Origin of the sequence: Corallococcus sp. AB032C, from assembly GCF_003668935.1 — a bacterium.
GTDB classification, from domain to species: Bacteria; Myxococcota; Myxococcia; order Myxococcales; family Myxococcaceae; genus Corallococcus; species Corallococcus exiguus.
Window position 1 is genome coordinate 1 of sequence record NZ_RAWP01000091.1, and the last position, 24,061, is coordinate 24,061.

The 24,061-nt window shown below is 67.2% G+C and carries 22 protein-coding genes and 1 tRNA gene; all 23 read left to right on the plus strand.

Translation table 11 applies throughout. The features are described 5' to 3' along the window. The coding region (locus tag D7X99_RS31120; RefSeq protein ID WP_249347450.1) for an EF-Tu/IF-2/RF-3 family GTPase at positions 1 to 443 on the plus strand (443 nt) is incomplete at its 5' end. Positions 444 to 537: 94 nt separating this feature from the next. Beyond that, positions 538 to 702 (plus strand): 50S ribosomal protein L33, encoded by a 165-nt coding sequence (rpmG, locus tag D7X99_RS31125; protein WP_002617522.1) that lies wholly within the window; start codon positions 538 to 540, stop codon positions 700 to 702. A 22-nt stretch (positions 703 to 724) separates the two neighbouring features. Then, a tRNA-Trp gene (locus D7X99_RS31130) sits at positions 725 to 800 on the plus strand. Between the two features lie 88 nt (positions 801 to 888). Then, positions 889 to 1,332, plus strand: coding sequence for a preprotein translocase subunit SecE (gene secE, locus D7X99_RS31135; RefSeq protein WP_121780941.1), 444 nt, complete (start codon positions 889 to 891; stop codon positions 1,330 to 1,332). Continuing rightward, the gene (gene nusG, locus D7X99_RS31140) at positions 1,332 to 1,880 is read left to right on the plus strand and encodes a transcription termination/antitermination protein NusG (RefSeq protein WP_014397772.1); all 549 of its coding nucleotides are present in this window, start codon (positions 1,332 to 1,334) and stop codon (positions 1,878 to 1,880) included. Before secE ends, nusG begins: the two co-directional genes overlap by 1 nt. Before the next feature lie 108 nt (positions 1,881 to 1,988). After that, a complete protein-coding gene (rplK, locus tag D7X99_RS31145; protein ID WP_120596209.1) occupies positions 1,989 to 2,435 on the plus strand; it encodes a 50S ribosomal protein L11 in 447 nt (148 codons plus the stop codon). Positions 2,436 to 2,463: 28 nt separating this feature from the next. Beyond that, positions 2,464 to 3,177, plus strand: a complete 714-nt coding sequence (gene rplA / locus D7X99_RS31150; protein WP_121780942.1) for a 50S ribosomal protein L1 — start codon at positions 2,464 to 2,466, stop codon at positions 3,175 to 3,177. 396 nt (positions 3,178 to 3,573) lie between these two features. Continuing rightward, complete coding sequence (rplJ, locus tag D7X99_RS31155) at positions 3,574 to 4,095, plus strand: 50S ribosomal protein L10 (RefSeq protein ID WP_120577861.1); 522 nt, start codon at positions 3,574 to 3,576, stop codon at positions 4,093 to 4,095. 89 nt (positions 4,096 to 4,184) lie between these two features. Next, a complete protein-coding gene (rplL, locus tag D7X99_RS31160) occupies positions 4,185 to 4,556 on the plus strand; it encodes a 50S ribosomal protein L7/L12 (RefSeq protein WP_120568129.1) in 372 nt (123 codons plus the stop codon). A gap of 181 nt (positions 4,557 to 4,737) precedes the next feature. Then, positions 4,738 to 8,964, plus strand: coding sequence for a DNA-directed RNA polymerase subunit beta (gene rpoB / locus D7X99_RS31165; RefSeq protein ID WP_120577863.1), 4,227 nt, complete (start codon positions 4,738 to 4,740; stop codon positions 8,962 to 8,964). Between the two features lie 132 nt (positions 8,965 to 9,096). Then, positions 9,097 to 13,308 carry a DNA-directed RNA polymerase subunit beta' gene (gene rpoC, locus D7X99_RS31170; protein WP_121780943.1) on the plus strand — a complete coding sequence of 1,404 codons (4,212 nt, stop codon included), beginning with the start codon at positions 9,097 to 9,099 and terminating at the stop codon, positions 13,306 to 13,308. 178 nt (positions 13,309 to 13,486) lie between these two features. Then, complete coding sequence (locus D7X99_RS31175) at positions 13,487 to 13,948, plus strand: hypothetical protein (protein WP_121780944.1); 462 nt, start codon at positions 13,487 to 13,489, stop codon at positions 13,946 to 13,948. Between the two features lie 104 nt (positions 13,949 to 14,052). After that, positions 14,053 to 14,403, plus strand: coding sequence for a phasin family protein (locus D7X99_RS31180; protein ID WP_121754245.1), 351 nt, complete (start codon positions 14,053 to 14,055; stop codon positions 14,401 to 14,403). Beyond that, on the plus strand, positions 14,400 to 15,161 hold the full coding sequence (locus D7X99_RS31185; protein ID WP_121780945.1) for a lytic transglycosylase domain-containing protein: 762 nt from the start codon (positions 14,400 to 14,402) through the stop codon (positions 15,159 to 15,161). The genes D7X99_RS31180 and D7X99_RS31185 overlap by 4 nt, the downstream gene beginning before the upstream one ends. Positions 15,162 to 15,322: 161 nt before the next feature. Then, complete coding sequence (locus D7X99_RS31190) at positions 15,323 to 16,021, plus strand: hypothetical protein (RefSeq protein WP_121780946.1); 699 nt, start codon at positions 15,323 to 15,325, stop codon at positions 16,019 to 16,021. A 23-nt stretch (positions 16,022 to 16,044) separates the two neighbouring features. Continuing rightward, positions 16,045 to 16,509: a social motility and stimulation tgl protein gene (locus D7X99_RS31195; protein ID WP_120526752.1), complete on the plus strand. Its 465-nt coding sequence runs from the start codon at positions 16,045 to 16,047 to the stop codon at positions 16,507 to 16,509. Between the two features lie 23 nt (positions 16,510 to 16,532). Continuing rightward, entirely contained in the window at positions 16,533 to 17,291 is a 759-nt protein-coding gene (gene tgl, locus D7X99_RS31200; RefSeq protein WP_121780947.1) for a social motility TPR repeat lipoprotein Tgl, read from the plus strand. Positions 17,292 to 17,312: 21 nt separating this feature from the next. Beyond that, entirely contained in the window at positions 17,313 to 17,699 is a 387-nt protein-coding gene (locus D7X99_RS31205; protein WP_120596202.1) for a RodZ family helix-turn-helix domain-containing protein, read from the plus strand. A gap of 9 nt (positions 17,700 to 17,708) precedes the next feature. Further along, a complete protein-coding gene (gene recO, locus D7X99_RS31210; RefSeq protein WP_121760279.1) occupies positions 17,709 to 18,443 on the plus strand; it encodes a DNA repair protein RecO in 735 nt (244 codons plus the stop codon). 34 nt (positions 18,444 to 18,477) lie between these two features. Beyond that, positions 18,478 to 19,491: a carbohydrate kinase gene (locus D7X99_RS31215; protein WP_121780948.1), complete on the plus strand. Its 1,014-nt coding sequence runs from the start codon at positions 18,478 to 18,480 to the stop codon at positions 19,489 to 19,491. Between the two features lie 78 nt (positions 19,492 to 19,569). Then, complete coding sequence (locus D7X99_RS31220) at positions 19,570 to 20,859, plus strand: nucleotidyltransferase domain-containing protein (RefSeq protein WP_121780949.1); 1,290 nt, start codon at positions 19,570 to 19,572, stop codon at positions 20,857 to 20,859. Next, positions 20,856 to 21,644: a nucleotidyltransferase domain-containing protein gene (locus tag D7X99_RS31225; protein ID WP_169831262.1), complete on the plus strand. Its 789-nt coding sequence runs from the start codon at positions 20,856 to 20,858 to the stop codon at positions 21,642 to 21,644. Before D7X99_RS31220 ends, D7X99_RS31225 begins: the two co-directional genes overlap by 4 nt. Before the next feature lie 94 nt (positions 21,645 to 21,738). After that, a complete protein-coding gene (locus D7X99_RS31230; RefSeq protein ID WP_121780950.1) occupies positions 21,739 to 24,003 on the plus strand; it encodes a serine/threonine-protein kinase in 2,265 nt (754 codons plus the stop codon). Positions 24,004 to 24,061: the final 58 nt, after the last annotated feature.

Here is a 24,061-nt window from a genome sequence, read left to right on the forward strand (position 1 = left end):
TGCGCGCGACGCAGAAGACGGTGGTGACGGGCGTGGAGATGTTCCGCAAGCTGCTGGACGAGGGCCGGGCGGGCGACAACATCGGCGCGCTGGTCCGTGGCCTCAAGCGCGAGGACATGGAGCGCGGCCAGGTGCTGGCGAAGCCGGGCAGCATCACGCCGCACACGAAGTTCAAGGCGCAGATTTACGTGCTCTCGAAGGAAGAGGGCGGCCGCCACACCCCGTTCTTCAAGGGGTACCGTCCGCAGTTCTACTTCCGCACCACGGACGTGACGGGCACGGTGAAGCTGCCGGACAACGTCGAGATGGTCATGCCGGGCGACAACATCGCCATCGAGGTGGAGCTCATCACCCCGGTCGCGATGGAGAAGGAGCTCCGGTTCGCCGTCCGCGAGGGTGGTCGTACGGTGGGCGCCGGCGTCGTTGCGGAGATCATCGCCTAGTCGGCTTCCCGCCGACCGGCTTTCACGGGCACTGAGTTGCGGAGGGGAGGGCTGCTTTTGTAGCCTTCCCTTCTCGCATCTGGTGAAATGAACCATGCCTAAGGGTAATCGCTCCATCATCTCGCTCGAGTGCACCACGTGCAAAGAGCGGAACTACACGACCACGAAGAACAAGCGGAAGAGCCAGGACAAGCTTGAGCTGAGCAAGTTTTGCCCTCGCTGCCGCAAGCACACGGACCACAAGGAAGGCAAGGTCTAGGTCGTCGGTTTCATGAAGGTTTAGGCCAGTAGCTCCAACGGTAGAGCAGCGGTCTCCAAATCCGCGTGTTGGGGGTTCGAATCCCTCCTGGCCTGCCAGCTTCAGTACAGGGACCCCCGGTACCGAGCGGTGCCGGGGGTCCCTGCCTTTTCGCAGTCCCGCTTCCGCACTCCCTCGTGAGGCACCATGGCGACGGCATCTGAGGCCAGCCAGCAGGCTAACCGCTCGGGCATCGACCCCAAGCGGCTCGTGGTCATCTTCTATCTCGTCACCGGCATCGTCCTGGCCCTCTTCCTGGAGCACGTCTTCGGGTTGCTCTGGAGCCGGTTCGGCTGGAGCGACGTGGAACTCTTCGAAGGCCTCGGCTGGCGCGTGTCGACGCTGGTGGGCTACGTGGTCGCCCTGGCCCTGGTGCTGGCGGCCTACTTCAACCCTCGCACGCACACCCTCTCCATCGACGTGGCGTCCGAGTTGATGAAGGTCACCTGGCCTACCTGGTCGGAGACCCGCGCGTCGACCATGGCCGTGGTCGTCGCCTCGCTGGTGGCGGCCGTCCTGCTCTTCTGCATCGACACCGTCGCCTACAACTTGATGGTGGAGTGGCTGCCTGCCCTGTGGGGGAAGCTGTAATGGCGAAGAAATGGTTCACGGTCCAGACCTACTCGAACTACGAGAACCAGGCGAAGAAGAACCTGGAAGAGCAGGTGCGCCTCAAGGGCCTGCAGGACCAGGATCTGATTGGTGAGATCCTCATCCCCATGGAGCAGGTCGTGGAGATGGTGAACGGCGAGAAGAAGACCACCCGCCGCAAGCTGTTTCCGGGCTACATCTTCGTCCAGATGGAGCTCAGCGACACCACCGTCCACCTGGTGAAGAACACCTCCAAGGTGACGGGGTTCCCGGGCGTCGGCCAGAACGAGCAGCCCCGGCCCATGTCGGACCGCGAGGTCGAGCGTCTCACCGCGCAGGTCACCGAGGGCGCCCACAAGGCCAAGCCCAAGGTCCAGTTCGAGACCAGCGACACGGTGCGCGTCATCGACGGTCCGTTCGCCAACTTTAATGGCACCGTGGAAGAGGTCAACCCGGAGAAGGGCCGCGTGCGCGTGCTCGTCAGCATCTTCGGCCGTGCGACCCCCGTGGAGCTCGACTTCATGCAGGTGGAGAAGACCACCGGCTAGTTTCACAAGTCTTCCGCGCCCGGGTGACGGGCGCGGATCAACGGGTGGGAGGGTCGCCCCGTCTGGCGGCCCGTTGGAACCACCCTCTCGAAAGGCAGCAGTCCGCCGATGAAGAAGGTCACAGGTCAGGTCAAGTTGCAGATTCCCGCCGGCAAGGCGAACCCCGCCCCGCCGATTGGTCCCGCGCTCGGTCAGCAGGGCGTGAACATCATGGAGTTCTGCAAGCAGTTCAACGCCAAGACGCAGGCGGAGGCCAAGGAGGGGCTGATCATCCCGGTGATCATCACCGTGTATCAGGACCGCTCCTTCACCTTCATCCTGAAGACCCCTCCCGCCGCCATCCTCATCAAGAAGGCCGCGGGTCTCCACACGGAGAAGAAGAAGGGTTCGGGCGCGAAGAAGCCGGGCAAGGAGAAGGTGGGGCAGATCACTCGCAAGCAGCTCGAGGAGATCGCCAACAAGAAGATCCAGGACACCACCGCCGCGTCCATCGAAGCCTGCATGAACACCATTGCTGGCACCGCGCGCTCCATGGGCATCGACGTCGTCGGCTAGCCCGCCCTACATCTCAAGGATTCCTGCCATGGCTACCAATGGAAAGAAGTTCCGCGCGTCCAACGAGCTGGTGGACCGCAACAAGCGCTACGCCGTCGCCGAGGGCTTCGCGCTGCTGAAGAAGACGGTGGAGACCCGCGCGACGAAGTACGACCAGACGGTCGACGTCGCCATCAACCTGGGCGTGGACCCGAAGCACGCGGACCAGATGGTCCGTGGCGCCGTGGTGCTCCCGCACGGCACCGGCGCCACCGTGCGTGTGGCCGTGTTCGCCAAGGGCGAGCGCGCCACCGAGGCCACCAACGCCGGCGCGGACATCGTCGGCGCCGAGGACCTCCAGAAGCGCATCGAGGAGGGTTTCCTCGACTTCGACACCGTCATCGCGACGCCGGACATGATGGGCATCGTCGGCCGCCTCGGTAAGGTGCTCGGTCCCCGTGGCCTCATGCCGAACCCGAAGGTCGGCACGGTGACCATGGACGTCGCCAAGGCCATCCGCGAGTCCAAGGGTGGTAAGGTCGACTTCCGCGCGGAGAAGGCGGGCATCGTCCACGCGAAGATGGGCAAGGCCTCCTTCCCCGCGGACAAGCTTGAGGCGAACTTCAACGCGCTGGTGGACCTGGTGATGAAGCTCAAGCCGGCCACCGCCAAGGGCGTGTACCTGCAGGGCATCGCCATCTCGACGACCATGGGGCCGGGCATCAAGCTCGACACCACGGAAATCCTGGCGCGTCACCGCTAATCGCGGGTGCCAGGACGGGCAGGGAAGGGTGCGCTCCCTGACGGGGAGCGTCAATCCCGTCGCCCGCGAACGTCGGTCCGTTAGAAAGTGCTGGATCTTTGCGAAAGCCGGGGGTATAGGCCCCCGGCTTTTGCAATTGGGGCGCCATGTCGAGAGACGCGGCGTTCCGACCTGGTTCATGACAGCAGGGACCTGGATTGGAGAAGACGCGTCCGTTGGGAACCGGGCAACCGGTCGGGCCGTCCATCCGCTCCTGGTTCAAACGACCGCAAGGTCAGCCCTGCCGAGACTGGAGGTGCGGTGTGGTGCCTCTCGGAGGCTCCTCTCTCGCTCTGCCACTTTGGCCCAGGCATCACGCCCGACCGTCAGGTCGGGCCATGAAGGAGGTGAGTCAAGGTGCTGAAGAGCGAGAAGGAAGAGATGATCAAGGACCTTCACGAGAAGTTTGCGCGGACCAAGACCGCGGTGCTCGTGGAGTCCTCCAAGGTGAACGTCGAGACCGTCACCAAGCTGCGTCGCAAGTTCCGCGAGGGCAAGGTCGAGTACAAGGTCATCAAGAACACGCTGGCGCGCCGTGCCGCTCAGGGTACGACCGTCTCCGCGATTTCTGATGACTTCACGGGTCCCGTGGCGCTGTGCATCAGCTACGACGACGAGGTGGCTCCTGCGAAGATCCTGATGGATTTCATCAAGGACATGGAGACCATCAAGGTCCGTAGCGCCGTCGTCGCCGGTAAGAAGGTCGACGCCAACGGTGTGAAGGCACTGGCGAAGCTGCCGGGCCTCAATGAGCTGCGCGGGATGTTGCTCGGCATGCTCAACCAGCCTGCAGGCAAGCTGGTCCGGACCATCGCGGCCCCCGGGTCGCAGCTCGCGCGCGTCATCCAAGCGCACGCGGACAAGGCGCAGGGTCAGTAATCGTCCCGAGAAGTTTTTCTACCGCAACCTCTTCGGCCGAGCCGCCCAAATGGGTCGCCGGCCGTTAGTCAACCAGAAGGAACAGTTCCATGGCCGATTTGAACGCGATTGCTGAAGAACTCTCGAAGCTCACCGTCCTCGAGGCGGGCGAGCTCGTGAAGCTGCTGGAGAACAAGTGGGGCGTTTCCGCCGCCGCCGTGGCCGTTGCCTCCGCGGGCCCCGCCGCCGCCGCCGCTCCTGTTGAGGAGAAGACGGAGTTCAACGTGGTGCTGGCGAACGCCGGAGCCAACAAGATCAACGTCATCAAGGAGATCCGCGCCATCACCGGCCTGGGCCTGAAGGAGGCCAAGGACCTGGTCGAGGGCGCGCCCAAGACGGTCAAGGAAAGCGTCAACAAGGACGACGCCAAGAAGATCAAGGACCAGCTCGTCGCCGCTGGCGCCACCGTCGAGATCAAGTAGTTCTGTGCAGGGGCTACCCTGTTCTTCCGGGAAATCCCGGGTAGCCGCCTGATCGGATGAGCAGGCCGGCGCTCCCTATGCTGGGGCGCCGGCTTTGCCCATTTGACATTTGCCAAATTTCCCGGCGCCGCCGCGCGTTACTGAAGTTTGCCCCGCCCGAGCAGCCGTCCCCGGAGACCGAATGCCGACGCAGATCCAGAACAATTTCCGCGTGCGGAAGACCTTCGCCAAAATCGCGAAGATCATCGACATTCCCAATCTCATCAACATCCAGAAGCAATCCTACGAGAAGTTCCTCCAGGCCGACATCGCCCCGGAGAAGCGTGAGGATCTTGGTCTTCAGGGTGTCTTCAAGTCCGTCTTCCCGATCCGGGACTTCAACGAGACCTCCTCGCTGGAGTTTGTCAGCTATCACCTGGAGAAGCCGAAGTACGACGTCGATGAGTGCCACCAGCGTGGAATGACCTACTCGGCGCCTATCAAGGTCGTCGTGCGCCTGGTCGTCTGGGACAAGGACGAGGAGACCGGCGCCCAGTCCATCCGCGACGTGAAGGAGCAAGAGGTCTACTTCGGCGAAATCCCGCTGATGACCCAGAACGGTACGTTCATCATCAACGGCACCGAGCGTGTCGTGGTGAGCCAGCTGCACCGCAGCCCGGGTGCGTTCTTCGACCACGACAAGGGCAAGAGCCACTCGTCGGGCAAGCTGCTCTACAACGCCCGCATCATCCCGTACCGTGGTTCGTGGATCGACTTCGAGTTCGACCACAAGGACCTGCTGTACGTGCGCATCGACCGGCGCCGCAAGCTGCCGGCCACCGTGCTCATCCGCGCCCTGGGCGCCGTCGGTGACACGGCGAAGAAGAACCCGCTCGACTTCAAGGGTTCGACCGAGGAGATCCTCAACTACTACTACGCCACCGAGACCATCTACCTGCAGAGCGCCGCGGACTTCGAGAAGTCCGTCGAGCTGGAGCTCCTGCCGGGTCAGCGCGCCACGCGCGACATCAAGACCAAGTCCGGTGAGTTGATCGTCAAGAAGAACCGCAAGTTCACGCGCGCCGCCATCAAGAAGCTTGAGGCGGCGAAGATGACCAAGCTGCCCATCGACGCGGACGAGCTCTTCACCAAGGTGTCCGCCTACGACGTGGTGGACGAAAACACCGGTGAGGTCATCCTCGAGTGCAACGAGGAGGTCTCGCAGGAGAAGGTGGACGAGCTCCTCAAGCGCGAAATCAAGGAGTTCAAGGTCCTCTTCATCGACAACCTCAACGTGGGTCCGTACCTGCGTGAGACGTTGATGCTGGACAAGATCGAGTCGCCCGAGCAGGCGATCATGGAGATCTACCGGCGTCTGCGCCCGGGTGATCCCCCGACGCCGGAGACGGCGACGAACCTGTTCAGCAACCTGTTCTTCAACCCGGAGCGCTACGACCTGTCCAAGGTCGGCCGCCTCAAGCTGAACTTCAAGTTCAGCCTCGAGGAGCCCCTCGACGGTCAGATCCTGACCAAGCGCGACATCCTGGAGGTCATCCGCTACCTGATCGACCTGAAGAACGGCAAGGGGACGATCGACGACATCGACCACCTGGGCAACCGCCGCGTCCGCGCGGTGGGCGAGCTCCTGGAGAACCAGTACCGCATCGGCCTCGTCCGCATGGAGCGCGCGATCAAGGAGCGCATGAGCCTCCAGGAGATCGAGACGCTCATGCCGCACGACCTGATCAACGCCAAGCCGGTGACGGCGGTGATCAAGGAGTTCTTCGGGTCCAGCCAGCTGTCCCAGTTCATGGACCAGACGAACCCGCTCTCGGAAGTCACGCACAAGCGCCGTCTGTCGGCCCTTGGGCCTGGCGGCCTCACGCGTGAGCGCGCGGGCTTCGAAGTCCGCGACGTGCACCCGACGCACTACGGCCGCATCTGCCCCATCGAGACGCCGGAAGGCCCGAACATCGGCCTCATCGCGTCGCTGTCGACCTACGCGCGCGTCAACGAGTTCGGCTTCGTGGAGACGCCGTACCGCAAGGTGGACGCGGGCAGCGTGACGGGGGACGTGGCCTTCTACTCGGCGCTTGAGGAGGAGAAGCACACCATCGCCCAGGCGAACGCGGAGACGGACAAGAAGGGCAAGTTCGTCAACGAGCTGGTGCAGAGCCGCCGCAGCGGCGAGTTCGTCCAGGTCAAGGCCGAGGACGTGGACCTGATGGACGTGTCCCCGAACCAGCTGGTGTCGGTGGCCGCCTCCCTCATCCCGTTCCTGGAGAACGACGACGCGAATCGCGCGCTCATGGGCTCCAACATGCAGCGCCAGGCCGTGCCGCTGCTGCGCACGTCCGCGCCGCTCGTGGGTACGGGCATCGAGGCCATCGTCGCGCGCGACTCGGGCGTGACGTGCGTGGCCCGCCGTGATGGCGTCGTGGAGTCGGTGGACGCCGGCCGCATCGTGGTGAAGGCGGACTCCAACGCGGCCCTGAGCGACGTGTCCAGCGAAGTGGACATCTACAATCTGCTCAAGTACCAGCGCTCCAACCAGAACACGTGCCTCAACCAGAAGCCCATCATCCGCAAGGGTGACCGGGTGAAGAAGGGCGACGTGATCGCGGACGGTCCTGCCACCGAGACCGGTGAGCTGGCGCTGGGACAGAACATCGTCGTCGCGTTCATGCCGTGGCAGGGCTACAACTTCGAAGACTCCATCCTGCTCAGCGAGCGCATCCTCAAGGAGGACGTCTTTACGTCCATCCACATCGAGGAGTTCGAGTGCATCGCGCGCGACACCAAGCTGGGTAAGGAGGAGATCACCCGCGACATCCCGAACGTGGGTGAGGAAGCCCTCAAGGACCTGGACGAGAGCGGCATCATCCGCATCGGCGCCGAGGTGAAGCCCGGCGACGTGCTGGTGGGCAAGATAACTCCGAAGGGCGAGACCCAGCTCTCCCCCGAAGAGAAGCTGCTGCGCGCCATCTTCGGTGAGAAGGCCGGCGACGTGCGCGACAGCTCGCTGCGCGTGCCCCCGGGCGTTGTCGGCACCGTCATCAACGCCAAGGTGTTCAGCCGCAAGGGCGTGGAGAAGGACGAGCGCGCCAAGCAGATCGAGTCCATGGAGGAGGCGAAGCTCCTCAAGGACCAGAACGACGAGATCAAGGTCCTCCAGGACTCCGCGTACAGCCGCCTCCGCGGGCTGGTCCGCGGCAAGGAGGTCCAGGGCAAGCTCGTGGACGACAAGGGGAAGATCCTCCTGAAGAAGGGGGACATCCTCAACGACGAGCTGCTGGCCACGGTGCCGTACAAGTACTGGGGCGAGATCTCCGTGGGTGACCCGCTGGACGCGCGCCTGCGCGACATCCTGCGCAGCCTGGAGGAGACGAAGGAGGCCGTGAAGCTGGCCTTCGGCGAGAAGATCGCCCGCATCAAGAAGGGCGACGAGCTCCCCCCGGGCGTCATCAAGATGGTGAAGGTGTACGTCGCCATCAAGCGCAAGCTGGCGGTGGGCGACAAGATGGCCGGCCGCCACGGAAACAAGGGCGTCGTGTCCCGCGTCCTCCCCGAGGAGGACATGCCGTACCTGGAGGATGGCCGTCCGGTGGACATCGTCCTCAACCCGCTCGGCGTTCCCAGCCGCATGAACATCGGGCAGATCCTCGAGGTCCACCTGGGATGGGCCGCGAAGGGCGTGGGCGAGCAGCTGCAGCGCTACATCGAAGAGAACTTCAGTGGCGAGCAGCTCAAGAAGCAGCTGAAGACCGTCTACGACGACAAGGCCTTCGGCGACTTCGTGGACGGCCTGTCCGACCAGGAGGTCCAGGACCTCTGCCGCCGCCTGAAGAAGGGCATCCACGTGGCGACGCCGGTGTTCGACGGCGCTCGCGAGACGGAGCTGCACGCCCTCTTCGACGAGGGCCGGCTGCCGCGCTCCGGCCAGATGGTGCTCTTCGACGGCCGCACGGGTGAGCCGTTCGACCAGAACGTCACCGTGGGCGTGATGTACATGCTCAAGCTGCACCACCTGGTGGACGAGAAGATCCACGCCCGTTCCATCGGGCCCTACTCGCTCGTCACGCAGCAGCCCCTGGGCGGCAAGGCCCAGTTCGGCGGTCAGCGTCTGGGCGAGATGGAAGTCTGGGCTATGGAGGCCTACGGCGCGGCGTACACGCTGCAGGAGTTCCTCACGGTCAAGTCGGACGACGTGGTGGGCCGCACGCGCATGTACGAGGCGATCGTCAAGGGCGACAACGTCCTGGAGTCCGGCCTGCCCGAGTCGTTCAACGTGCTCCTCAAGGAGCTCCAGTCGCTGGCCCTGGACGTGGAGCTGCTGGAGAGCGCGCCCCCGGAGCGGCAGCGCAGCTTCGGCGGTGACTTCCTGGGTGGCGGCGACGGCGAGGACCGGAAGTCCGGGACCGAGGCCTAGGCCTTTTCAAAGTAGCCGGTGCGCCCGCCTGACCGGCTGGCTGCTTCCTCTTGGAGGGAGCGGCTGGCCGGGCGCAGGGCGGGGGCCCGAAACGTTTGGCGCCTTGAGCGCTCATAAGTTTTCGGAGGCAACGTGAAGGACATTTTCAACTTCTTCGAGAAGCCGAAGGACCCGCTGTCGTTCAACGCCATCCGCATCGCGCTGGCGTCGCCCGACAAGATCCGTCAGTGGTCGCACGGCGAGGTGAAGAAGCCGGAGACGATCAACTACCGCACCTTCAAGCCGGAGCGGGACGGCCTGTTCTGCGCCCGCATCTTCGGGCCGGTGAAGGACTACGAGTGCAACTGCGGCAAGTACAAGCGCATGAAGCACCGTGGCGTCGTGTGCGAGAAGTGCGGCGTGGAGGTGATTCAGTCCAAGGTGCGCCGTGAGCGCCTGGGACACATCACGCTGGCCACGCCCGTGGCCCACATCTGGTTCCTCAAGTCGCTGCCCAGCCGCATCGGCAACCTGCTCGACATCACCCTCAAGGAGATGGAGAAGGTGCTGTACTGCGAGAGCTACATGGTCATCGACCCCAAGGCGACGCCGCTCCAGAAGGGCGAGCTGATCTCCGAGGAGAAGATGCACCGGCTCTTCCAGGAGCACGGTGAGGACTCGTTCTCCGCGGGCATGGGCGGCGAGGCCGTCCGCGAGATGCTCAAGTCCCTGGACGTGGAGAAGCTGTCCGAGGAACTGCGCAAGGACATGCGCGAGACCACCAGCGAGGCGAAGCGGAAGAAGTACGCCAAGCGCCTGAAGGTGGCGGAAGCGTTCCGCGTCTCCGGCAACAAGCCGGAGTGGATGATGCTGGACGTCATCCCGGTCATCCCGCCCGACCTGCGTCCCCTGGTGCCCCTGGACGGTGGCCGCTTCGCGACCTCCGACCTCAACGACCTGTACCGCCGCGTCATCAACCGGAACAACCGCCTCAAGCGGCTCCAGGAACTGAACGCGCCGGACATCATCATCCGCAACGAGAAGCGGATGCTCCAGGAGGCCGTGGACGCGCTGTTCGACAACGGCCGCCGCGGAAAGACCATCACCGGCCCGAACAAGCGGCCGCTGAAGTCGCTGTCCGACATGCTCAAGGGCAAGCAGGGCCGGTTCCGTCAGAACCTGCTCGGCAAGCGCGTGGACTACTCGGGCCGCTCCGTCATCGTCGTCGGTCCCGAGCTGCGCCTGCACCAGTGCGGCCTGCCGAAGATCATGGCGCTCGAGCTCTTCAAGCCGTTCATCTACAACAAGCTTGAAGAGAAGGGCTACGTCACCACCATCAAGTCGGCGAAGAAGATGGTGGAGAAGGAGCGTCCGGAGGTCTGGGACATCCTCGAGGACGTGATCCGCGAGCACCCGGTGCTCCTCAACCGCGCCCCCACGCTGCACCGCCTGGGCATGCAGGCCTTCGAGCCCGTGCTCATCGAAGGCAAGGCCATCCAGCTGCACCCGCTGGTGTGCGCCGCGTTCAACGCGGACTTCGACGGCGACCAGATGGCCGTGCACGTGCCGCTGTCCATCGAGGCTCAGATGGAAGCGCGCGTGCTGATGATGTCGACGAACAACATCCTCAGCCCCGCGAACGGCAAGCCCATCATCGTCCCGACGCAGGACATGGTGCTCGGCATCTACTACATGACGCGCGCCCGCGAGTTCGCCAACGGCGAAGGCCGCATATTCGCGTCGCCGGACGAGGTGCGCGCCGCGTACGACCACGGTGAGGTCCACCTGCAGGCCAAGGTGGTGTGCCGCATCGACGGTAAGCGCAAGGAGACCACGGTCGGCCGCGTGCTGCTGTGGGAAGTCGTTCCGCGCCGCGTGGGCTTCGACGCCATCAACAAGGTGCTCGACAAGAAGTCGCTCGGTAACCTCATCGACCTCTGCTACCGCCTCACGGGCGAGAAGGAGACGGTGCTGCTGGCGGACCGCATCCGCAGCGCGGGCTACTTCCACGCGACCCGCGCCGGTATCTCCATCGCGCTCAAGGACATGATCATCCCTGCGAAGAAGCAGGAGTTCCTGGACTACGCGCGCAAGGAAGTGGCGGAGATCGAGAACCAGTACCTGGAAGGCCTCATCACCGACGGTGAGCGCTACAACAAGGTCATCGATATCTGGGCGGAGATCACCGAGAAGGTCGCCCAGGAGATGATGCAGCAGATCTCCCAGGACGAGGCTTCCGGGGACGTGGACGGCAAGCGCCTCACGCGCAAGCAGCCGTCGTTCAACCCCATCTACATCATGGCCGACTCCGGTGCCCGCGGCAGCGCCCAGCAGATCCGCCAGCTGGCGGGTATGCGCGGCCTGATGGCGAAGCCCTCCGGCGAAATCATCGAGACGCCCATCACGGCCAACTTCCGTGAAGGCCTCTCCGTGCTCCAGTACTTCATCTCCACGCACGGCGCCCGTAAGGGCCTGGCGGACACGGCGCTCAAGACGGCCAACTCCGGTTACCTCACCCGCCGTCTCGTGGACGTGGCGCAGGACGCCATCATCAACGAGTACGACTGCGGCACCATGGACGGTCTGTTCATCGGCGCCCTCGTCGAGGGCGGCGAGATCATCGAGCCGCTGGGTGAGCGCATCCTGGGCCGCGTGGCCCTGGACGACATCCTCGACCCGGTGACGGGCGAGGTGCTGGTGCGCGCCAACGAGGAGATCGACGAAGAGCGCGTCCGCCGCATCGAGAACAGCGGTCTGGACAAGGTGAAGATCCGCTCGGTGCTCACGTGCCAGGCCAAGCGCGGCATCTGCGTGGAGTGCTACGGCCGTGACCTGGCGCGTGGCCGCAAGGTGTCCGTGGGCGAGGCCGTGGGCGTCATCGCGGCGCAGTCCATCGGTGAGCCGGGTACGCAGCTCACGATGCGCACCTTCCACATCGGTGGTGCGGCGACCCGTCGCGCGGAGCAGTCCAGCCTTGAGAACCGCTACGCGGGTTCCGTGAAGTTCGCGGGCCTGAACACGGTGCAGAAGGCGGACGGCACGCTGGTGGCCATGAACCGCAACGGCGAGATCGTCGTCGTCGACGAGTCGGGCCGCGAGCGCGAGCGCTACCAGATCATCTACGGCGCCCGCATCATGGTGAAGGAAGGCCAGAAGCTGGAGCCGGGCGTGCTGGTGGCCGAGTGGGACCCGTTCGCCATCCCGCTGCTCACGGAAGTGGGCGGTGTCGTGCGCTACGAGGACATCATCGAAGGCGTGACGATGTCCGAGACGCTCGACGAGGTGACGGGCCTGTCGCGCAAGACGGTCATCGAGTCCAAGGACCCGGAGGCGCGTCCGCGCGTCACCATCCGCGACGCGGCCGGCAACGTGAAGGACCTGCCGTCCTCCAAGAACCAGGCGAGCTACTTCCTGCCCCAGGGCGCGATCATCACGGTCAACGACCAGGATGAGATCTCCGCGGGCGAGGTCATCGCCAAGGTGCCGCGCGAGACCACGAAGACCAAGGACATCACGGGCGGTCTGCCCCGCGTGGCCGAGCTCTTCGAGGCGCGCAAGCCCAAGGATGCGGCGGCGATCGCGGAGATCGACGGCGTGGTGTCCTTCGGCAAGGACACCAAGGGCAAGCGCAAGCTCATCATCACCCCCGAGGTGGGCGGCGAGCAGCGCGCGGACCTGGCCAAGGAGTACCTGATCTCCAAGGGCAAGAGCATCAACGTCCACTCCGGCGACCGCGTGAAGGCCGGCGAGGCGATGATGGACGGCGCAGCCAACCCGCACGACATCCTCAAGGTGCTGGGCGAGAAGGAACTCGCGCGCTACCTGGTGGACGAAGTGCAGGAGGTCTACCGACTGCAGGGCGTGAAGATCAACGACAAGCACATCGAGACGATCGTCCGGCAGATGCTGCGCCGGGTGCGCGTCACCGACGTGGGCGACACCAACTTCCTGGTCGACGAGCAGGTCGAGAAGTGGGTGTTCGAGGAGGAGAACGAGAAGGTCATGTCCGAAGGGAAGCGCCCGGCCGTGGGCGAGCCCTTGCTGCTCGGCATCACCAAGGCGTCGCTCTCCACCGAGTCGTTCATCTCCTCGGCGTCGTTCCAGGAGACCACGAAAGTGCTCACCGAGGCCGCCATCAACGGCAAGGTGGACTACCTGCGCGGCCTCAAGGAGAACGTCATCATGGGCCGGCTCATCCCCGCCGGCACGGGCCTGCCGAACTACAAGCACCTCGACATCGAGGTGGAGAGCCCCACGGACGAGGTCAACGAGATGGAGGCCGCCCTGGCCGCCACCCACGGCGACACCGGCCCGCTGGCCCCTCCGCCGTCCCGGTCGGACACCCGGTCCACCGACGTCGCCTAGTGCTTCCGTGAGAAGCGTCCCTGACGCTTCCTGAGTCAGCCGCCGTCCTGGTGTCATACCGGGGCGGCGGCTTTCTCGTTTTGCACACTCCGCTGCCTGTTCGCTTGACAGTATGTCGCGGTGCGTTATTTTGACGCATCATGTTGTGAGACCCGGAACACCCGGGGGGGAGCGCGATATGGCGACGACGAGTGCGAAGGCTGACGAGAAGACGGGCGTGACGCAGAACGTGGAGGCCTATCTGAAGGGGCGGTTCTCCGAGGCGCAGAAGCGGTTCCAGGGCCTGGAAGGGGAGGCGAACAAGGCCTTCCGTGCGCTGGAGACGCGGGGCCAGGTGGCGGCGAAGGAGGTCCAGGCCCTGTGGACGAAGGTCCAGGCCGGTGAGCTGCGTGCCGACCCTCGCGTGCAGGAGTTGAGCAAGAAGGTGGACGCCGCGAGCGGGGAGCTGCGCAAGCGGTTGGACGGGCTCCAGACGAAGGTCGTGGAGGCGGTGGGAGTTGCCAGCCAGTCCCAGGTGGAGCAGATCACCCGAGAGCTGAACCGCCTGACGAAGAAGCTGGATGTGCTCCTGAAGCCCACCCGTCGCGCCCACCGGACGACCAAGAATTCGGGCGGCGCGGCGTCTTCTCCGCGGGCCTGAGCAGCGTTTTCATCACCCATGGGGTGTGCTTAGGTCGCAAACCCCTTTGAATGCCCAGGGTTCCTTCCGCGGAAGGAGCCCGGGGTAACTCCCGGAGAGACTTCATGGACACCAACACCGAGGCCCCCCGAGAGAAGACCTCCGTGGCGGAGGCATTCGAACGGATCTGGAGCCAGGCGCTCCTGGCGGTGAACACGGCGGAGGAGGAGGCTTCCCGCGCCGTGCAGCGCGTGGCGTCCGTCGCGGGCTGGAGCCAGGACGAGGTGAAGCGTCAGGCCCGTGAGTTCGCGGACCGGCTGACGGGGCACCGCAAGGACCTGGAGCACAACGTGGAGGAGCGGGTCCGCACGGCCCTGACTCTCCTGAAGCTGCCGCGCCGCGAGGAACTGCAGGCATTCGGTGCCCGCCTGGAGCGTCTGAACGAACGCATCCAGGCCCTGGAGCACCGCAAGTGAGTGGACCCGCCGCCTCGGGCGGCAGGTCGTTGGGAACGCGGTTCTTCGCGGGGCTGCATGCCCTGAGCAGCGGGTGCTCCCGGCTCCCGCTGCTCGCGGGCGTGGCGCTCGTGGTGTCCGCTCGGGTGGTGCCCCTCCTGGAGGAGCCCGCCTCCCAACCCGTGGTCCCCGAGATGGTGGCGCAGGAGGCCGTCTCCGAGGAGGGGGCCCTCATCGACGCCGTGCTGGCCAAGCGCGCCCCGGACCTGGGGCTCACGCTGCGCCGGCGGCTGGGGCAGGCCATCGACGAGGAGTCGCGCCGCACGGGGTATGATCCGCTGCTGGTGCTGGCCCTCATCGACGTGGAGTCCGACTTCGAGGAGGAGTCCGTCTCCGAGAAGGGCGCTCGGGGCCTGATGCAGATCAAGCCCAGCACGCTGCACTTCCTGGCGGAGAAGGAAGGCCTGAGGCTGTCGCGCGAGGAGGTGGTGGCCGATCCCGCCGTCTGCGTGCGCCTGGGCATCCGCTACCTGCGCAACCTGCAGGGCCGCTTCGGCGGAGACCTGGACCTGGCGCTGATGGCCTACAACGCGGGCCCCACGCGCATCCGGGATGCCATGAAGGCCGGGGAGCTGGAGAAGTTCCGCCGCTACCCCCGGGCCGTGCGGCGCGATTTCCGACGCTTTCGCGAGGGCCATGGCCTGGGTGGGGACTGGGCGCTCGCGCAGCGTGAACCGCCCCCACCGGCGCCTGACGAGACGCCGACCGCGGCGCCCTGACGGTCTTCGGGGCCGGACTGGAAGACGGGCCCCCGGGTGAATGTTCGGCGCGGCGAAGCGCTCCAAGGAGGGTCGTCGCCGCCTTGTTCCGCTCCCCCGGGTGCGCTAAGTCGTTCGCAAGCTCCCGGGACTGTTGAGGATTCCCAGGAGGAATGCCCCCCATGCCCCGTCCGTCCGCCCGCATTGCCATCACCGTCGTGGCCTCGCTCGTCCCCATGCTGGCCCTGGCCGGTTCGGTCTTCCTGAACGGCGTGAAGATCGACGGGGTGACGAACACGCGCTTCGAGAAAGCCACCGTCCGCATCGACGCGGAAGGGAACATCTACATCGACGCGCCGGGGTACGCCGCCCGCGTGACGACCGTGACGCCCACGCCTGCGACGCCTTCCGCCGCTACTCCTTCCACGCCCACGCCTCCGGCCGCCGCTCCTCCGGACGCGGGCGTCGTCGCGCAGGCCCCCGCGCCGGCCGCACCCGCTGCCCCCTCGGCCTCACCGGGGCGCATCACCCAGCGCTACTGGCTGGTGACAGAGCAGACGACGCCGGGCATGACGGATTTCGACATCGACGTGTACGTGAACTCGCGCTGGCTGCGCCGTTTGCGCAACAACGAGGACCAGGTGGTGGTGGACATCACCAGCCAGTTGCGTCCCGGCGCGAACGCGGTGACGCTGATTGCCCGCAAGCAGGTTGGGGGCAGCCGCCGCAGCACGTCGCCCGGGAACGTCTTCAAGGTGATCATCGGCGAGGGGAACGAGGGCGGCGGCAACGTGATGATTGACACGCCCCTCATCCGCTTCCAGAAGACGGCTGCGGACGTGCAGGACGCGACCGAGGAGTTCACGCTCACCACCCGTTAGGGTGCGCGGGAAGGGAGACGACGGTGTTCACCATCGACGAGCGCTACCGGGGCCTTCCCGCCAACCGCGACCAGGTGCTGGCGCTGCACCTGGCCCTCAACACGCCGCACGTGGCCATCCCCGGCAAGCAGGCCGGGCCCGCGCAGGCCTTCGTGGTGGGGCTGCGAGGCGGGCAGGGCGCGGGCGTCTTCGTGTACCTGTACCTCGTGGAGGCGGGGGACTGCGCGGTGTACGTGTCTGGCCGGCGCATCCAGTCCGCGGATGAGCTGCGCGAGGACGAGGACGACGCGCTCGCGTTCGTGGAGTCGCTGGGCTTCATGATGGACAACGCGAACTGGCGTGCCGCGGCCCCCGCGCAGCAGGACGAGTGGCTGAAGACGCTGCCCGTGTTCTTCCGGGAGCCCACGCTCGTGCCCGCCGTGAAGGCCCGCGCCGAAGAGAAGCGCAACGTCGCCACCACCCTGGGCCGCTTCCTGGCCGCGTTCTGACCCCCCACCCTGGATTGGCACCCATGTTCCGCATCACTTCCTCCTGCTTCCTCGCGTTCGCGCTCGCGTCGGCGGGCTGTGCGCACGTCCCCACGGAGAAGGAGCGCCAGGGTTCGGAGATCCACTACGACCTGGGCGTGCAGGCGCAGCAGCACGGCCATGTGCAGGACGCGCTCGCGGAGTACCAGAAGGCGCTGGAGCTGAACCCGGGCAACCCGGAGGCCCACAACGCGGTGGGTCTGCTGCTGCACCTGTCCTTCCAGCGGCTCGACGAGGCGTCGGCCCACTACGAGAAGGCACTGACGCTGCGGCCGTCCTTCTCCGACGCGCGCACCAACCTGGGCAACCTGCGCCTGGCCCAGGGGCGCTACGACGACGCCATCAAGCTGTACGAAGCGTCGCTCAATGACATGCAGTACCGCTACGGCTTCTCCGCGCAGGGGAACCTGGGTTGGGCGCTCTACAAGAAGGGCGACACGGCGAACGCGGTGCAGAACATCAAGGCCGCCATCACCACCAACCCGGACTTCTGCCTGGGCTACAAGAACCTGGGCATCATCTACGACGAGACGGGCAAGACGGAGGAGGCGTGCCGGCAGTTCGCCCACTACCGTGAGAAGTGCCCCGAAGTGGCGGAGGCCTACCAGCGCGAAGGCGTGTGCCAGGCGAAGCTCGGGCGGGTGGAGGAGGCGAAGAAGGCGTTCGCGGGCTGCGAGGCCAAGGCCCAGTCCAACGAGCAGGTGCTCAAGGACGATTGCCGCTCACTGCTGGACCACCTCTAGCCGCGGGGGCCCCGAAAGACCGTGGACCACGTCGACTTCGGCAAATACCTCAGCCAGCAGCGCGAGCTTCGCGGCATGTCGCGCGAGGACGTCTCCCGGGAGACGAAGATTCCCCCCAGCCTCGTCGCGGCGCTGGAGGCGGGGCAGGTGGAGCGGCTGCCCGAGCGCGTGTTCGTGCTGAACTACATCCGCGCGTACGCGCAGGTCATCGGCCTGTCGCCGGAGGAAGCGGCGCTGCGCTACGAGGAGGTGGACCGGGCGGTGCCCGCGCCTTCTCCGGCGCAGCTCGAAAAGGCGCGTCGCAAGCGGGCGTACGTCATCCTGGCCATCCTCCTGGCGGTCGTGCTCCTGGGCGCGGGCCTGTTCCTGGTGCTGTCCGGGAAGCTCCCGCCCCCCGCGGCGCGTTGACGAGGGATCATGGAGCGCTACGCCGACGATGCGTTCGTGCTGTCCACGGTGGACTACGGTGAGTCCGACCGGCTGGTGACGCTGCTCACGCGCGAGCACGGCAAGCTGACCGCGTTCGCCGCGGGCGCGCGCAAGAGCAAGCGCCGGTTCGCGGGAGCGCTGGAGCCGTTCATGCGGCTGCGCGTGCAGTTGGTTGAGACGCGCGGCAGCACGGTGCGCATCGATTCGGCGGACATCGTCGCGGGCTTCTACGCCGCGCGCGAGGACCTGTCGCTCATCGCCCGGGCGCTGTACGCGGTGGAGCTGTGCCGCGAGCTCACGCGCGAACACGAACCGCACCCGGAGCTGTTCGAGCTGGTGGAGGGCTACATGCACCGGCTGGACGCGAAGGAGGCCGGGCCCACGTCGTTGCTCGCGTTCGAGCTGGCCGCGCTGGCGCAGGCGGGGTTGATGCCCCGGTTCGACTCCTGCTCGCTGTGTGGTGGTCAGCCCGGCGAGCGGCCCCGGTTCGACCAGGGCCACGGTGGCGCGGTGTGCGAGCCGTGTGGCGGACGTGCGCGTGATTCGGTGCCGGTGCCGGTGGCGCTGCTGGCCGGCCTGCGCTCGCTCCAGGAGGGGCAACGTACGCCGCTGCCCGCGGACCTCCGCGCGCGGGCTCGTGGCCTGCTCAACGTCTTCATCGCGCACCACGTGGGCCGCAAGCTCAAGAGCGTGGACTTCATGGCGCAGGTGGGCCTGGACTGACACGGGCAGCACGCGGTCCCCAGGGGGAGCTGTCATGCACGAAGCCGGGCCGCTGGACGTGGTGTGTGTCGGCGAAACGCTGGTGGACTTCCTTCCCGTGGCTGGCGGCGCCACACGCGTGCGGGACGTGGAGGCCTGGAAGCCATCGCCGGGAGGTTCCCCTGCCAACGTCTCCGTGGGGCTCGCGCGGTTGGGCCTGCGCTCGGCGATGGTGGGCGTGGTGGGCTCCGACGAGTTCGGCCACTTCCTTCGCGACCGGTTGGCGGCGGACGGCGTGGACGTGAGCCGCCTGCGACAGGTGGACCACGCTCGCACGGGCCTGTTGTTCGTCTCGCTGGACGCGCATGGCGAGCGCAGCTTCACGTACTTCCGGACGCGGTCCGCGGAGTTCCTGCTGGACGACTCCGACGTGGACGGCGACTTCGTGCGACGCGCGAAGGTGCTGCACTGCGGCTCCAACTCCCTGCTCCTACCGGAGGCACGCGAGGCCATGGTCCGCATGCTCACCCTGGCCCGTGAGGCCGGGATGCTGGTGAGCTGTGATCCGAACCTGCGGCTTCACATGTGGACTCAGCCCGAGGAGCTGCAGGCGCTCCTGGGACGCATGCTGCCTTTGTGCACGGTGGTGAAGCTGTCCGAGGAGGAGATCCACTTCGCGACCGGCGAGCACTCGCCCGAGGCGGCCCTGCACGTCCTGGCCGCGCGGGGCGTGCGGCTTCCCGTGGTGACGCTGGGCCCTCGTGGCGCGGTGTTCCTCTGGCGGGGCGAGGTCCTCTCCGTTCCCGCGCCCCAGGTGACGGTGGTGGACACGACAGGCGCGGGGGATGGCTTCGTGTCCGCCATGTTGAGCGGCCTGGCGCGTTGGTACGGCGACGCGCGGTCGCTGGAGGGCGCGACACGTGAGGAACTGGTCGCGCTGATGACCTTCGCGGCGGGCGTGGGGGCCCGGGTGGTGACGAAGCTGGGAGCGGTGGCGGCGCTCCCCCTTGCATCCGAAGTGGAGGGGCTTCTGCCCGCTCTACCCGCAGTGAGACGCATCGCGCGCTGACGGGAAGCGCCGTTCCGGGTCAGGCTCGCGTGCTTCGCTGCGTCCTGCGTGGCCCACCATCCCATCCAGGAGGGACCGATGAGTGACACCCGTGAGACTTCTTCCTCCGCCCCGGCTCGCGTCCGGGGACTGGAGCAGATCGACCGGCTGTCGGTGCCCCTGCCGCATGGCACCGAGGTCACGACTCGCGTGGAGCGCGTGGCGTCCGGGGGACGCCGCATCCCGCAGGGTGTGGTGGGCCGCGTGGTGCGCGCGCATGACGGCGGCTTCGACGTGCAGATCGTCGGCGTGGGCGAGGTGTGGTTCGCGCGCGACGAACTGGTGCCCCGGCGCACGGGACAGGTGCAGTTCGCCCAGCGGCGCGAGGCGGCCTGGAGCGCGCTGCGACCATGCGTGGTGCTGGAGACGCGCGTGGGCAGTCACGCCTGGGGGCTCGCGGATGAGCGCTCCGACGTGGACGTGCGCGGTGTGTTCGCGCTGCCGCTTCCGTGGACGCTGGGCCTGGGGCAGCCGCCGCGGGACCTGGTGAGCGCGGATGGCAGCACCACGTACTGGGAGGTCCGCAAGACGGTGGAGCAGGCGCTGCGCGCGGATCCGAACACGCTGGAGACCCTCTTCGTCCCTGGCGCGACGGCGGTGGACGAACTGGGCACGTGGGTGCTGGAGGCGCGCGAGGCGTTCGTCTCCAAGGCCGTCTTCGGCAGCTTCGGACGCTACGCCATGAGCCAGCTCGACAAGCTCACTCGCAGCCAGCGGCTGGCCGAGCACCGCGACCTGCTCCTCGCGTGGCTGTGCGAGGAGCCCACGCCGGACCTGGACGAGGTGGCCCGTCGCCTGGCCGCCGTGTCTCCCCGTGCCTCGCCCACGCCCGAGGACGCGGTGCTCGCCGCGAAGACTTACGTCAAGCAGCTCTACCGCTCGCTCTGGGACCAGGGGCTGCTTACGTCGAACGACTTCGCGGCGCTCACGGCGTACGCGCGCGGCGGGGGCCAGCGTCCTCCGTCCGCTCGGGAGCTGCGGCCGAAGAACGCGTACAACCTGCTGCGGCTGGTGGCGCTGGCGACGGGCTGGCTGCGCGACGGTGTTCCCACGTTCGAGGCGACGGGGGCGATGAAGGCGCGGCTGCTCGACATCAAGGGAGGACAGGTGCCCCTGGAGGACGTGCTGCGCGACGCCGAGGCGATGGCTCCGGCGTTGGAGGCCGCGCACCGCGAGAGCCAGCTGCCGGAGCATCCGGACTACGCCCGCGCGGACCAGTTGCTGCGTCGCGTGGGGGATGAGGTGGCTCGGCGCTGGGTCTTGAAGACGCCTGGACCGCTGGGCCGTGACGCGCCGGAGGCTCCGGCGCTGGAAGGAGGGACGGAATGAAGGGCAGGGTGACGGAACATCAGGAGCGCATGGCGGACCGCGTGCTGGACGCGGAGTCCCTCCTGCGCGAGCACCTGGTCATCTCGCTGTCTGGCGCGCATGCGTACGGTTTCCCGTCGCATGACAGCGACCTGGACCTCAAGGCCATCCACATCGCGCCCACCGCCGCGCTCCTCGGCCTCCAGCCCCGGCACGTGCCGGCGGAGCGGCTGGAGGTGCTGGAGGGCGTGGAGGTGGACTACTCGTCCAACGAGCTGCAGCCCGTGCTGCTGGGCATCCTCCAGGGCAACGGCAACTACATCGAGCGCGTGCTGGGTGCCATCACCGTGCGGGCCCTGCCGGAGCTGGAGGCGCTGCGGCCCCTGGTGCGGGCCGTGCTGTCGCGGCGCATCCACCGGCACTACCGCGGCTTCGCGCAGGGGCAGTTCCGCGAGTGGGAGAAGAGCGGATTCCGCTCCGTGAAGAAGTTGCTGTACGTGCTGCGCACCACGCTCACCGGAACGCATGCGCTGCGCACGGGCGAAGTGGAGACGGACGTCACCGTCCTGCTGGAACCGTATGGCTTTGGTGAAGCCCGCACTCTGGTGGAGCGCAAGCGGAGCGGTGAGCGCATCGAGCTGACCGACGCGCTCAGCGAGCAGTGGCAGCAGGCGGTGACGCGCGCCTTCGCGGTGCTCGACGAGGCGGATGCGGCCTCCGTGTTGCCTCTGGAGCCACAATCGTCGGCCGTGGCCGCGCTCGAAGGCTGGATGCTCGAGGCGCGGCGACGGCGGTTCGGCGCCTAATCCGCTTTCACCGGGCTCCGAAGGATGGGGTGGGGGCCGTCTGTAAAGACGGTCATCGACCTGGGAGGGCATGGCGGGTAACATCCGCCCCGCCATGAGCACGCAGGGAGTCGCCGGAGACGATCCCGACCGGGGGCGGCGCATCGGAAAGTACGAGATCCTCACCCGCCTCTCGATGGGCGGGATGGCGGAGCTGTTCCTCGCGTACACGTCCGGCCCCGGTGGCTTCCGCAAGTTCGTGGCGGTGAAGCAGATCCTCCCCGACATCAAGAAGGACGACCAGTTCGTCAAGATGTTCCTCGACGAGGCGCGCATCACCGCGGCCTTCTCGCACGCGAACATCGGACAGGTGTTCGACCTGGGTGAGGAGGACGGCGAGCTGTACCTCGCCATGGAGTTCCTGCCCGGCCAGAACCTGGAGCAGGTGGTGAAGATGGCGGAGCGGCGCAAGTACGCGCTGCCGCTGGGCTTCAGCGCGCGCGTGATTCGCGACACGTGCCTGGGCCTGCACTACGCCCACCACTTCATGGATCCGTCCGGCCGCCCCGTGGCCGTGGTTCACCGCGACGTGTCCCCGAAGAACGTGATGCTCACCTACGACGGCGTCGTGAAGGTGATCGACTTCGGCATCGCCAAGGCGCGCGGCAAGCTGGGCCGCACGCAGGTGGGCACCGTGAAGGGGACCAGCGGGTACATGTCCCCGGAGCAGGTTCGCAACAAGGACCTGGATGGCCGCAGCGACCAGTTCTCCACGGGCGTGATGCTCCATGAGCTGCTGGCAGGACAGCGCTTGTTCAACGCGCCCGGTGAAGCCGCCGTGATGATGCAGATCGTGGACGGGGACATTCCCGCGCCGCGCTCGCTCAACGCGGCCGTGCCGGAGGCCCTGGAAGCAGTGGTGCTCAAGGCGCTGTCTCGCGATGCCACCCAGCGCTTCGGCACCTGCCGGGAGATGGGGCGCGCCATCGAGGCCACGCTGGGCGCCGAGCTGTTCGACGAAGACCAGATGACCGCCGTCATGGGCGAGCTCTTCGAAGAGAAGCGCCAGAAGACGCGCACGCTCCTGGAGCTGGCCAGCCGCGCCGAGGATGCCCGCGTCAGCGAGGCCGCCGGTGCGCTCCAGGTGGAGGAGGGCAGTGAACAGGCCTCCGCCGCGGCCACCGCGCAGGTGCAGTCGCCGCACGCGGAGGCTCCAGCCGCGGACGTCGCGGCGTCCTTCAAGCCCACGCCCGTCCGCCGCCCCGCGACCGAGTCCGCGGCGCCCGCGCCCCGCGCGACCCCTCGGCCCACCAATGAGGCCGTGGAGGCCCGCGCGTCTCGCGTCAACACTCCCACCGTGACGCCGCGAGCGCAGCGGCCCTCTGGCTCGGATGGGACGCCCGTTCCCCGGGTCATCCGTCCTCCCGCTGACGCCGTGCGGCCCCCGCGGGCCCGTCCCAGCGCGCGCCCCGAGCCCACCGAGGCCCGCGACGCGGCCGAGTCCGACGGGCTGATGGATCCGCCCAGCGAACTCCAGACCCAGCGCTTCAAGGCCCGTCCGGTGCGCGGCACCACGCGGCCCTCACGTCAGGTGGAGGAAGAGGAGTCCGTTGAAGCGCCCCCCGTGGCCCCGCCCGCTCGCGAGGGCTCCGGCTGGGGCATGCGGCTGTTCCTGCTCCTCCTCCTGGGCGGCGTGGTCGGGCTGGCGACGCTCGAACCCGTGCGCCGCATGTTCATGCCGGCGTTCGACTCCGCGAAGCAGTGGGTGAAGGCGGAGATGGATCCGCCTCCACCCGTGGACCCCGCCGCGAACGGACAGTGGCCGCCGAAGCCCTCCGGTCCTCCGCCGGGCTTCGTCCAGAAGACCACCCCCGAGCCCGAGCCGGTGGTGGATCCGCCACCCGCGCCCGAACCGGTGGTGGACGCGACGCCCGCCGACACGAAGAAGGCCCCCGCCGGCAAGGGGGGACGCAAGACGAAGCCGGCCGGCACGACGGAAGCGCCCGCGGTGGCGAAGGCGGAGCCGCGCCCCGCGAAGCCCGAGCCCTCGGAGCGGCCCCCGGAACCCGTCACCACCGTCACGCAGGTGGAGAACCCGGAGGTGCTCGACACGACCACCTCGAAGGGCGCGGCGAAGGCGGGCCTGGGCTGGCTGACGCTCTACACGGTGCCGAAGAACGCGGCGGTGTTCGACGGTGCCACGCAGCTGGGCACGTCCCCGCTGATCAAATTCCCCCTGCCCATCGGGACGTACCGTTTGCGCGTGGTGGACCCTCAGGACCCCGGCGGTACGAGCAAGCTGTTGTCCGCTCCCATCCGCCCCGGCGAAGTGACGAAGCTGCAGATTCGACTGGCCGACCTCCCGGCCTATTCGGACTGACCGCCGTCCTTGACGCTCCTGGACCCCCTCACTAGGGTCCGCCGCGTTCCGCTTTCGC

Bases quoted from the DNA above. Each gene is read 5' to 3' on its own strand.
- rpmG (WP_002617522.1), top strand. From the start codon at position 538: ATGCCTAAGGGTAATCGCTCCATCATCTCGCTCGAGTGCACCACGTGC.
- secE (WP_121780941.1), top strand. From the start codon at position 889: ATGGCGACGGCATCTGAGGCCAGCCAGCAGGCTAACCGCTCGGGCATC.
- nusG (WP_014397772.1), top strand. From the start codon at position 1,332: ATGGCGAAGAAATGGTTCACGGTCCAGACCTACTCGAACTACGAGAAC.
- rplK (WP_120596209.1), top strand. From the start codon at position 1,989: ATGAAGAAGGTCACAGGTCAGGTCAAGTTGCAGATTCCCGCCGGCAAG.
- rplA (WP_121780942.1), top strand. From the start codon at position 2,464: ATGGCTACCAATGGAAAGAAGTTCCGCGCGTCCAACGAGCTGGTGGAC.
- rplL (WP_120568129.1), top strand. From the start codon at position 4,185: ATGGCCGATTTGAACGCGATTGCTGAAGAACTCTCGAAGCTCACCGTC.
- rpoB (WP_120577863.1), top strand. From the start codon at position 4,738: ATGCCGACGCAGATCCAGAACAATTTCCGCGTGCGGAAGACCTTCGCC.
- D7X99_RS31175 (WP_121780944.1), top strand. From the start codon at position 13,487: ATGGCGACGACGAGTGCGAAGGCTGACGAGAAGACGGGCGTGACGCAG.
- D7X99_RS31180 (WP_121754245.1), top strand. From the start codon at position 14,053: ATGGACACCAACACCGAGGCCCCCCGAGAGAAGACCTCCGTGGCGGAG.
- D7X99_RS31190 (WP_121780946.1), top strand. From the start codon at position 15,323: ATGCCCCGTCCGTCCGCCCGCATTGCCATCACCGTCGTGGCCTCGCTC.
- tgl (WP_121780947.1), top strand. From the start codon at position 16,533: ATGTTCCGCATCACTTCCTCCTGCTTCCTCGCGTTCGCGCTCGCGTCG.
- recO (WP_121760279.1), top strand. From the start codon at position 17,709: ATGGAGCGCTACGCCGACGATGCGTTCGTGCTGTCCACGGTGGACTAC.
- D7X99_RS31215 (WP_121780948.1), top strand. From the start codon at position 18,478: ATGCACGAAGCCGGGCCGCTGGACGTGGTGTGTGTCGGCGAAACGCTG.
- D7X99_RS31220 (WP_121780949.1), top strand. From the start codon at position 19,570: ATGAGTGACACCCGTGAGACTTCTTCCTCCGCCCCGGCTCGCGTCCGG.
- D7X99_RS31225 (WP_169831262.1), top strand. From the start codon at position 20,856: ATGAAGGGCAGGGTGACGGAACATCAGGAGCGCATGGCGGACCGCGTG.
- D7X99_RS31230 (WP_121780950.1), top strand. From the start codon at position 21,739: ATGAGCACGCAGGGAGTCGCCGGAGACGATCCCGACCGGGGGCGGCGC.